The 9,851-nt window shown below is 67.1% G+C and carries 10 protein-coding genes; 6 read left to right on the plus strand and 4 right to left on the minus strand.

The window, feature by feature from the left end:
• Positions 1–167: 167 nt before the first annotated feature.
• From betA to betI, 4 genes are read right to left on the minus strand one after another with little or no spacing between them, the layout of a single operon-like run.
• Positions 168–1,823: a choline dehydrogenase gene (betA, locus tag AC32QD_RS08585; protein WP_492010076.1), complete on the minus strand. Its 1,656-nt coding sequence runs from the start codon at positions 1,821–1,823 to the stop codon at positions 168–170.
• A gap of 35 nt (positions 1,824–1,858) precedes the next feature.
• Positions 1,859–2,497 (minus strand): glutathione S-transferase family protein, encoded by a 639-nt coding sequence (locus AC32QD_RS08590; protein WP_492010077.1) that lies wholly within the window; start codon positions 2,495–2,497, stop codon positions 1,859–1,861.
• A 2-nt stretch (positions 2,498–2,499) separates the two neighbouring features.
• Complete coding sequence (gene betC / locus AC32QD_RS08595; protein WP_492010078.1) at positions 2,500–4,014, minus strand: choline-sulfatase; 1,515 nt, start codon at positions 4,012–4,014, stop codon at positions 2,500–2,502.
• A complete protein-coding gene (gene betI / locus AC32QD_RS08600) occupies positions 4,011–4,604 on the minus strand; it encodes a transcriptional regulator BetI (protein WP_492010079.1) in 594 nt (197 codons plus the stop codon). The genes betC and betI overlap by 4 nt, the downstream gene beginning before the upstream one ends.
• A 137-nt stretch (positions 4,605–4,741) precedes the next feature.
• Here betI and AC32QD_RS08605 point away from each other — a divergent pair, with 137 nt between their 5' ends.
• The 6 genes from AC32QD_RS08605 to AC32QD_RS08630 all read left to right on the plus strand — a co-directional run.
• Positions 4,742–5,671 (plus strand): choline ABC transporter substrate-binding protein, encoded by a 930-nt coding sequence (locus AC32QD_RS08605; protein ID WP_492010080.1) that lies wholly within the window; start codon positions 4,742–4,744, stop codon positions 5,669–5,671.
• A gap of 99 nt (positions 5,672–5,770) precedes the next feature.
• Positions 5,771–6,607, plus strand: coding sequence for a choline ABC transporter permease subunit (choW, locus tag AC32QD_RS08610; RefSeq protein WP_492010081.1), 837 nt, complete (start codon positions 5,771–5,773; stop codon positions 6,605–6,607).
• Positions 6,604–7,617 carry a choline ABC transporter ATP-binding protein gene (gene choV / locus AC32QD_RS08615; RefSeq protein WP_492010082.1) on the plus strand — a complete coding sequence of 338 codons (1,014 nt, stop codon included), beginning with the start codon at positions 6,604–6,606 and terminating at the stop codon, positions 7,615–7,617. The genes choW and choV overlap by 4 nt, the downstream gene beginning before the upstream one ends.
• Before the next feature lie 318 nt (positions 7,618–7,935).
• Positions 7,936–8,493 (plus strand): SRPBCC family protein, encoded by a 558-nt coding sequence (locus AC32QD_RS08620; protein WP_492010083.1) that lies wholly within the window; start codon positions 7,936–7,938, stop codon positions 8,491–8,493.
• Between the two features lie 35 nt (positions 8,494–8,528).
• Positions 8,529–9,017 carry a (2Fe-2S)-binding protein gene (locus AC32QD_RS08625; protein ID WP_492010084.1) on the plus strand — a complete coding sequence of 163 codons (489 nt, stop codon included), beginning with the start codon at positions 8,529–8,531 and terminating at the stop codon, positions 9,015–9,017.
• Positions 9,018–9,029: 12 nt separating this feature from the next.
• Positions 9,030–9,851, plus strand: an 822-nt coding sequence (locus AC32QD_RS08630; protein WP_492010085.1) for a xanthine dehydrogenase family protein molybdopterin-binding subunit, incomplete at its 3' end; no start/stop codon positions are given.

Below are 9,851 nucleotides of genomic sequence, written 5' to 3' on the forward strand. Positions count from 1 at the left end.
CCCCAACCGGCGCGAGGTGCTGCCCTACCGGATCGGCTGACGGGTCGATCCGTGGGGGCGGCTAATCGTAAAACACCGCCACATTAAAATGCCTGTTATATCAATAATTTGTGGAGCGTCCAAATTTGGACGCCCCGCGCAGCCCACGAAATGGGCCAGCCACCGCCCTACCGGTCAGCCATCGCCCAGCGCGGATTGATCCAGGGCTTGCGGTTGACGCGCGGCAGCGGCTCGCGGTCCAGGATATGGTCGGCGGCCTTCTCGCCGACCATGATCGAGGGGGCGTTGATGTTGCCGTTGGTCACGCGCGGGAAGATCGAGCTGTCTGCCACCCGCAGCCCCTCGACCCCGATCACCCGGCATTGCGGATCGACCACCGCCCCGGGATCGTCGCGCTGGCCCATGCGGCAGGTGCCGCAGGGGTGGTAGGCGCTCTCCACATGCTGGCGCACGAAGGCGTCGATCTCGTCGTCGGTCCGGATATCTTCGCCGGGCTGGATCTCATTGCCCCGGTAGGGGTCGAAGGCAGGCTGGGCGAAGATCTCGCGGGTCAGGCGGACGCAGTGGCGGAAGTCGATCCAGTCCTGCTCCTGGCTCATGTAGTTGAATAGGATCGAAGGCTTCTCGCGCGGCTCGGCCGAGCACAGCGCGACGCGACCGCGCGAGGCTGAGCGCATCGGCCCCACATGCGCCTGGAAGCCGTGCCCCTCGGCCGCCGCCCTGCCGTCGTAGCGCACCGCCAGCGGCAGGAAATGGTACTGGATGTCGGGGTACTCGACGCCCGGCCGCGAGCGCACGAAGGCACAGGCCTCGAAGTTGTTCGAGGCGCCGACACCGGTGCGGAACAACATCCAGCGCAGGCCGACCAGCGCCTTGCCAAGCGTGTTCCAGTAGCGAAACAGCGTGATCGGCTGCGTGCAGGCCTGCTGCACGTAGAGCTCCAGGTGGTCCTGCAGGTTCTGCCCGACGCCCGGACGATCCGCCACCACCGGGATGCCCTGCTCGGCGAGGTGCCCGGCCGGGCCGACGCCCGAGAGCATCAAGAGCTTCGGCGAGTTGAACGCCGAGGCAGACAAGATCACCTCGCGGCGGGCGCGCACCACCTCGACCCTGCGGCCGCGCTCGACCTCGACGCCGACCGCGCGGCCCTCCTCGATCACCACCCGCCGGGCGAGGCAGCGATAGACGGTGCAGTTGCACCGCCGCATCGCCGGCTTGAGATAGGCGTTGGCGGTGGACCAGCGGCGGCCCTGCCAGACCGTCTGCTCCATCGGCCCGAAGCCTTCCTGCTTCTCGCCGTTGTAATCGGCCGTGCGCTCGAAGCCGGCCTGAACGCCGGCCTCGATGAAGGCGTCGTAGAGCGGGTTGCTGCGCGGGCCCCGCGTCACGTGCAGAGGCCCCGAGCGGCCGCGCCACACGCCGTTCTCGCTGCTGCCGTGCCAGCATTCCATGCGCTCGAAATAGGGGGCGACGTCGGCGAAGGCCCAGCCGGCGGCGCCCTGCTCGGCCCAGTGGTCGAAGTCGCGCGGATGGCCGCGGACATAGACCATGCCGTTGATCGAGGACGAGCCGCCGCGCACCTTGCCGCGCGGCGCGGGCACGCGGCGGCCACCCAGATGCGGCTCGGGCTCGGTCGTGTAGCCCCAGTCGTAGAGCTCCATGCCCATGGGATAGCTCAGCGCGCCGGGCATCTGGATGAAGGGCCCCATGTCGGTGCCGCCGTGCTCGAGCACCAGCACCGAATGCCGCCCGTCCTCGGACAAGCGGTAGGCAAGCGCGGCGCCGGCGGAGCCGGACCCGACGATGACGAAATCGGCTTCCATGGGGACCTTTCCAGTTCAGATCGGCGCGCCGCACATCACTCGACGCGCAGGCTGTCGTAGGAGACCATGACGTGCTCGCGATATGCCGGGCGCTCCTTGAGGCGTGCGTAGTAGGCGGCGAGGTTCGGCGTGTCGGCGCGCTCGAACTCGAGCGTGAAGTAGCGGTAGAGCGCATGGCCGATCATGACATCGGCGAAGCACAGCGTGCCGCCATTGAGAAACGGCCCCTTGCCCAGCCGCTTGTCGAGCATCGACGAGAGCGTCTTCAGCCTGGCCGCCCCGTCGGCCAGAGCGGCGTGGTTGCGCTCGGCCTCGCGCGTGCGCACGAGCTGCCAGAACACCTGGCCGGTCAGCGGCGGCACGAAGGTGGTCTTGATCCACTCGGCCCACATGTCTAGCGGGGCACGCTTCGCCGGGTCCCGGGGCCAGAACGCCTCGTCCCCGTAGCGCGCGGCGAGATAGCGCAGGATGGCGGCGCTCTCCCAGACCACCACGTCGCCGTCCCTGATGGTCGGGATCAGGCCATTCGGGTTCATCTGCCGGTAGTCCGGTTCGTCGTTGCCGCCGAACTTGCCACCCCAGTCGATGCGCTCGTGCTCAAGCCCAAGCTCGCCCACCGCCCACATGGCGATCTGCACATTCGACGAGGTGTTGCGGCCCCAGATGGTCAGCATGCTCATTCTCCCCTTGGATATCGCTGGCTTTCCTCAAGGACGTTCAGGTCCATGTGATTGCGCATGTAGCGCTCGGACGCCTGCTGGAGAGGCTGGAAGTCCCAGGGGTAGTAGGCACCGCGCCTGAGCGCCTCGTAGGCCACCAGGCGACGCGCCTGGCTTTGGCGCACCTCGGCGTCGAAGGCGTCGAGGTCCCAGCGGGCGTCGGCCACGGCGCGCAGCCGGGCCAGATCCTCGGCGCGCGCCGGATCCCTGGCCAGGTTGGTCAGCTCGTGCGGGTCGGCATGAAGATCGAAGAGCTGCTCGGGATCGAGGGCGCAGCGCGTATATTTCCATTGGCCCGAGCGAAGCGCCACCATCGGCGCGTAGGAGCCCTCGGCGGCGTATTCGATCGCCACCGGCGTCTCGCGCGTGCCGCCGGCGGCGAGGCTAGCGAGGCTCTCGCCGTCAGTCCAGGGCATGACCTCGTCGAGGGAGACGCCGGCGAGGTCGCCCAGCGTCGGGGTCACGTCGATGGTCGAGACCGCCGTCGCCACGGTGCGGGGCGCCAGGTCCGGGGCGGCCAGCATCAGCGGCACGCGCGACGAGCCCTCGAAGAAGCTCATCTTGAACCACAGCCCGCGCTCGCCCAGCATGTCGCCGTGGTCCGACAGGAAAAGCACGATGGTGTCCTCGGCCATGCGCCCGCGGGCGAGCACGTCGAGAATCTCGCCGATCTTGGCGTCGAGATACGAGATGTTGGCGAAGTAGCCCCGCCGGGCCCGACGGATGTGTTCGGGCCGGATGTCGTAGTTCTTGTGATCGCTGGCCAGCAGCAGGCGCTGGGAATGCGGGTCCTGCTCGTCGAACGGGATCGCCGATACCTGCGGCTCGAGATGCGCAGAGTCCTCGTAGAGGTCCCAGAACCGCCGCCGCGCCACGTAGGGATCGTGCGGATGGGTGAAGCTGACCGTCAGGCACCATGGCCGGTCGTCGTTGCGCCGTGAGAGGTCGTAGAGCTTGGCGCAGGCGTGATAGGCGACCTCGTCGTCGTACTCCATCTGGTTGGAGATCTCGGCCACCCCTGCCCCGGTCACCGAGCCGAGGTTGTGGTACCACCAGCCGATGCGCTCGCCGGGCTTGCGGTAGTCCGGCGTCCAGCCGAAATCGGCGGGGTAGATGTCCGTGGTCAGGCGCTGCTCGAAGCCGTGCAACTGGTCCGGCCCGACGAAATGCATCTTGCCCGAAAGGCAGGTGTGATAGCCGGCCCGGCGCAGGTGATGGGCATAGGTCGGGATGTCGGAGGCGAACTCGGCGGCGTTGTCGTAGACCCGCGTGCGGCGGGGAAGCTGGCCGGCCATGAAGCTCGCGCGGCCCGGCGCGCAGAGCGGCGAGCCGGTGTAACAGTTGGCGAAGCGCACCGAGCGCTCGGCCAGCGCACGCAGATTCGGGGTATGCAGCCAGTCGGCCGGGCCGTCCGGGAACAGCGTCCCGTTCAGCTGGTCGACCATCAGGATGAGAATGTTCGGCCGGGTCATGTGCGGCCCTCCCGGGCGGCGAGCTGGGTGTCGACATAGTCCTCGAGCAGCGCCACCGCCGAGTCGGGATCGGGCGGGCCGTCCTTCAGGGCGCGGCGGATATAGAGACCGTCGATCATGGCGGCGATCCCCTCGGAGATGCGCACCGCATCGGCGTGCGCGACCAGCTCGGCAAGCGCCGCCACGAGGTTCGAGTGCAGCCGCCGCGCATACACGGCCAAGAGGCGCCGTGCCGCCGGGTCGCTCTGGGCGCGGACATAGAAGGCCAGCCAGGCGGAGATGGTGGCCGGGCTGAACTGCTCGGGGCTGAAGCTTTGGGCGATCACCGCCGAGACGCGGCCGCGCGGCGTGTCGGCCGCCACGAGCAAGCCGCGCACCCCGGCGCCGAATTCACCGAGCAGATGCCGCATGGTGGCGAGGAAGAGCTGATCCTTGCCGCCGAAATAGTGGTGTGCGAGTGCGGCAGAGACCCCGGCCGAGCGGGCGATCTCGCTCATGGTCACGTCGAGATTCCCGCGCTCGCCGATCGTCTCGACGGCCGCCTCTATCAACGCCTTCTTGCGCACAGGTTCCATTCCGACTCGGGGCATCGTCCTCTCCTTCCCCGGAAAATTATTTTTGATTGACTGGCCAATCAAGAAAAAATTGCGTGTTGCATGGCCTCAGGTTATCGATACTCGCTGGGACACCCGAATCGCATCAGAACAGCCGAAGGGAGGCTAGCGACATGTCGAAACTCACCCTCTCCGCCGTGGCACTCGCACTCGGCGCACTTGCGGCGGTGCCTGCCCAGGCCGCCTGCAACAACGTGCGCTTCTCGGACGTCGGATGGACGGACATCACGGCGACCACGGCGGCGACCACGTTCGTGCTCGACGCGCTCGGCTACAAGACCGACATCAAGGTATTGTCGGTGCCGGTGACCTACGAGGCGCTCAAGAGCAAGGACATCGATGTCTTCCTTGGCAACTGGATGCCGACCATGGAGGCGAACATCCGCCCCTACCTCAAGAACGGCACCGTCGAGAACGTCGGCGTCAACCTCGAGGGCGCCAAATATACGCTGGCCGTGCCCAGCTACACCTACGCCAAGGGCCTCAAGAGCTTCAGCGACATCCACAAGTTCAGGAAGCAGCTCGGCGGCAAGATCTATGGCATCGAGCCCGGAAATGACGGCAACCGGCTGATCCTGAAGATGATCAAGCAGAACGCCTTCGACCTGAAAGGCTTCGAGCTCAAGGAGAGCTCGGAGCAGGGCATGCTCGCCCAGGTCCGGCGCGCGGTGAAGAAGAAGCAGGACATCGTGTTCCTCGGCTGGGAGCCGCACCCGATGAACACCAACTTCGACATGAAGTACCTCTCGGGCGGTGACAAGTGGTTCGGGCCGAACTACGGCGGCGCCACCGTCTACACCAACGTTCGCGCCGGCTATCTCAAGGAGTGCCCGAACATCGGGAAATTCCTCAAGAACCTGAAGTTCTCGCTGAAGATGGAGAACGAAATCATGGGCTCCATCCTCGACGACCACATGAAGCCGCGGGCGGCGGCGAAGGCCTGGCTGGCCAAGAACCCGCAGATGCTTGACGGCTGGCTGAAGGGCGTCACCACCAAGGACGGCGGCGACGCCAAGGCCGCGGTGTTGGCGGCGCTGAAGTAGGAGCAACCGCCCTCCCCGGCCGCGGGGAGGGCACGTTCGTCTGCGCCGAAAGACCAGCCGGAGAAAAGGCGGGCGGGCGCGGGCGGGGAGGAGACCGCGATGGAGTGGCTGACGCAGACAAAGATCCCGATCGGCGCGTGGGCCGCCGACGTGGTCAACTGGCTGACCAACAACGTCGCCTGGCTGTTCGACGGGCTTGCGTTCATCTTCAGCAACGTCATCGACGGCTTCCTGTGGGTGCTGCAGACGCCGCATCCGCTGGTCGTCGTGGCGGTGCTGGCGGGGCTGACCTGGCTGTGGCGGCGCTCGGCCGGGCTCACGGCCTTCGTGGTGCTCGGCTTCCTGTTCATCCTGAACCAGGGCTACTGGAAGGAGACGACCGAGACGCTGACGCTGGTGCTGACCGCCTGCCTGGTGTGCATGGGCGTGGGCGTGCCGGTGGGCATCGTGGCCGCGCACGCGCCGCGCTTCTACGCGGTGCTGCGCCCGATCCTCGATCTGATGCAGACGCTGCCCACCTTCGTCTACCTGATCCCGGCCATCGTGTTCTTCGGCATCGGCATGGTGCCGGGGCTGATCGCCACCACGATCTTCGTGATCCCGGCGCCGATCCGGCTGACCCATCTCGGCATCTCGTCGACGCCAAAGACGCTGATCGAGGCGGCCGATGCGTTCGGGGCGACGCCGATGCAGGTGCTGTTCAAGGTCGAGCTGCCCTCGGCCATGCCGCAGATCATGGCCGGGCTGACCCAGACCATCATGCTCTCGCTCTCCATGGTGGTGATCGCGGCGCTGGTCGGCGCCGACGGGCTGGGCGTGCCGGTGGTCCGGGCGCTCAACTCGGTCAACACGGCGCTGGGCTTCGAGTCGGGCTTCGTCATCGTCGTGCTGGCGATCCTGCTCGACCGGGTGTTTCGGCGGGAGACGGCGAAATGACCGATCCGGTCGTCCGATTCAAGGACGTCGACATCGTCTTCGGCACGAGTCCGAAGCGCGCGCTGCCGCTGATCGACCAGGGCAAGTCGCGGGCCGAGATCAAGGAGGCGACCGGCCAGGTGCTGGGCGTCGCCGGTTGCAGCCTGGACGTGCACGAGGGCGAGATCGTGGTGCTGATGGGCCTCTCGGGCTCGGGCAAGTCCACGCTGCTGCGCGCCGTCAACGGGCTGAACCGGGTGATCCGGGGCGCCTGCGAGGTGCGCTGCGACGGGCAATGGCTGAACCCCGAGACCTGCTCGGCCAAGGACCTGCGCTTCCTGCGCGGCCAGAACGTGGCCATGGTGTTCCAGCAGTTCGCGCTTCTGCCCTGGCGCACGGTGGCCGACAATGTCGGCCTGGGGCTGGAGCTGGCCGGCGTGGCGCCTGACGTGCGCGCCAAGAAGGTCGGGCGGCAGCTCGAGCTGGTCGGCCTCGCCGACTGGGGCGACCGCAAGGTGGGCGAGCTTTCCGGCGGCATGCAGCAGCGCGTCGGGCTGGCCCGCGCCTTCGCCACCGAAGCCCCGATCCTGCTGATGGACGAGCCGTTCTCGGCGCTCGACCCGCTGATCCGCACCCGGCTGCAGGACGAGCTTCTGGAGCTGCAGGAGCGGCTCAGGCGCACCATTATCTTCGTCAGCCACGACCTCGACGAGGCAGTGAAGCTGGGCCGGCGCATCGCCATCATGGAGGGCGGACACATCATCCAGACCGGCACGCCGCAGGAGATCGTGCTCAGCCCGGCCGACGACTACGTGGCCGATTTCGTCACCCATATGAACCCCCTGGGCGTGCTGCGCGCCAAGGAGGTCATGCGGCCGGGCAACCCGCCCGAGGGCGCGCTGCAGGTCGCGCCCGAGACGCCGCTTAACGAGGTCATGCGGCTGAGGATCGAGACCGGCAAGCCGGTCGCCGTCGGTCAGGACAACATCATCACCGACGAGGCGGTGCTGCGCGCCCTGGTCAGGCGCTGAGACCACCGTTTTCGGCGACTAAGGGCGCCGAATTGCGGTGTCCAAATTTGGACGCCTACCTAACGGGTTGATATTGCTATCAAACCAGTTTGGACCCTTTTTATGGTTAACGTGCCTGCGATGTCCTGCATCGATATCCCCTCGACGGGCACACCGCGGCGGCGCGAGACGCCCGCCGACGCACCGACGCGGCCGGGGCGCCATGTGGGCAAGGTGCCTTGACGCGCCCCCGGCCCACACCATAACCCAAGTGGACAGCGGCGAAAGATTGCCGTTACGATTGCGCTCCCGGCGGCCATCCTCGAAGGGAGGTTCCCCATGGAAATGAAGGGCGAGCGCAGCATCGGAGCAAGCCGGGAGATCGTCTGGAAAGCGCTGAACGAGCCGACGGTCCTGAAAGCCTGCATCCCGGGCTGCGAAGAGCTTGAGCAGTCCTCGGACAACACGTTCGAGGGCAAGGTCAACCAGAAGATCGGTCCGGTGAAGGCCCGATTCACCGTCTCCGTGTCGCTCTCGGACATCGTCGAGGCGGAAAGCTACCGCATCACCGGCGAGGGCAAGGGCGGCGCCGCCGGCTTTGCCAAGGGCGGCGCCAGGGTCACGCTCGAGGACGACGGCGACGGCACCCAGCTGAGCTACGAGGCCGAAGCCAAGGTCGGCGGCAAGCTGGCGCAGCTCGGCTCGCGGCTGATCGACGGCTATGCCAAGAAGATGGCCGACGAATTCTTCGACCGCTTCAAGGAGGCGGTCGAGCCGCCGAGCGAAGAGGCGAAAGACGCCCCCGAGGCGACGGATGCGGACCAGCAGGACGCAGCAGAGTCGGGCGAGGCTTCGGGAAAGAGGAAAAAGGGCTGGTTCAGACGCATGTTCGGCTGAACCACCGGCATGGATCCTTGAAGGGAGGATGATAAATGGCTTCCATAAGCCTGAAAGTGAATGGAAAACAGGTCTCGGGCGAGGTCGAGGGACGCACCCTTCTGGTGCAGTTCCTGCGCGAGAACCTCGGCCTCACCGGGACCCATGTCGGCTGCGACACCTCGCAGTGCGGCGCCTGCGTCGTGCTGGTCAACGGCGACAGCGTCAAGTCGTGCACCATGCTGGCGGCGCAGGCCGACGGGGCCGAGGTCACCACCATCGAGGGCATGGCGAATGCGGACGGCTCGCTGGGCGTGATCCAGCAGGCCTTCCAGGACCATCACGGGCTGCAGTGCGGCTACTGCACGCCGGGCATGGTGATGTCGGCCGCGGACCTGTTGCAAAAGAACCCGAGCCCGTCCGAGCATGACATCCGCGAGTGGCTGGAGGGCAACATCTGCCGCTGCACCGGCTATCACAACATCGTCAAGGCCATCCAGGCGGCCGCCTCGAACATGGGCGGCCAGCGGACCGCGGCCGAGTAAAGGGAGGCAGCAATGCCCAAGGACCACGGCATCGGCGCCAGTTCGAAGCGCCGCGAGGACGTGCGCTTCCTCACCGGCAAGGGCCAGTACACCGATGACATCAACCGGCCCGGCCAGACATATGCCTACTTCCTGCGCTCGAGCGTGGCGCACGGCAAGATCAACAAGATCGACACCTCGGCGGCGAAGTCAGCGCCGGGGGTGGTCGGCGTCTTCACGGCGGAGGACCTTTCCGGCGCGGGCGGCGTGCCCTGCGGCTGGCAGGTCACCGGCAGGGACGGCCCGATGAAGGAACCCAAGCACCCGATCCTGGCCGAGGGCAAGGTGCGCCATATCGGCGACCCGATCGCCGTGGTGGTGGCCGAGACCCGCGCCCAGGCCAAGGACGCGGCCGAGCTGATCGAGCTGGACATCGAGGACCTGCCCGCGGTCATCGACATGCGCCAGGCCATCCAAGGCAAGCCGGGGCTGGTGCATGACGACGTGCCGAACAACCTGTGCTTCGACTGGGAGTTCGGCGAGAGCAAGGACGCGGTGGCCGAGGCGATCCGAAACGCCCACCACGTCACCACGCTGGAGTTGGTCAACCAGCGCTGCGTCCCCAATGCCATGGAGCCGCGCGCGGCGATCGGCGAGTACGACCGGGCGCGCGATGAGCACACGCTCTACACCACCAGCCAGAACCCGCACGTGATCCGGCTGTTGATGGGGGCCTTCGTGCTCTCGATCCCCGAGCACAAGCTGCGCGTGGTGGCGCCCGACGTGGGCGGCGGCTTCGGCTCGAAGATCTACCACTACGCCGAGGAGGCCTTCGTCACCTGGGCCGCAAAGCAG

Source organism: Thermohalobaculum sp. (assembly GCF_058622915.1).

Coding starts and splice junctions, on each gene's coding strand:
- AC32QD_RS08620 (WP_492010083.1), top strand. CDS start 7,936: ATGGAAATGAAGGGCGAGCGCAGCATCGGAGCAAGCCGGGAGATCGTC.
- choW (WP_492010081.1), top strand. CDS start 5,771: ATGGAGTGGCTGACGCAGACAAAGATCCCGATCGGCGCGTGGGCCGCC.
- AC32QD_RS08590 (WP_492010077.1), bottom strand. CDS start 2,497: ATGCTGACCATCTGGGGCCGCAACACCTCGTCGAATGTGCAGATCGCC.
- betI (WP_492010079.1), bottom strand. CDS start 4,604: ATGCCCCGAGTCGGAATGGAACCTGTGCGCAAGAAGGCGTTGATAGAG.
- choV (WP_492010082.1), top strand. CDS start 6,604: ATGACCGATCCGGTCGTCCGATTCAAGGACGTCGACATCGTCTTCGGC.
- AC32QD_RS08625 (WP_492010084.1), top strand. CDS start 8,529: ATGGCTTCCATAAGCCTGAAAGTGAATGGAAAACAGGTCTCGGGCGAG.
- betA (WP_492010076.1), bottom strand. CDS start 1,823: ATGGAAGCCGATTTCGTCATCGTCGGGTCCGGCTCCGCCGGCGCCGCG.
- betC (WP_492010078.1), bottom strand. CDS start 4,014: ATGACCCGGCCGAACATTCTCATCCTGATGGTCGACCAGCTGAACGGG.
- AC32QD_RS08605 (WP_492010080.1), top strand. CDS start 4,742: ATGTCGAAACTCACCCTCTCCGCCGTGGCACTCGCACTCGGCGCACTT.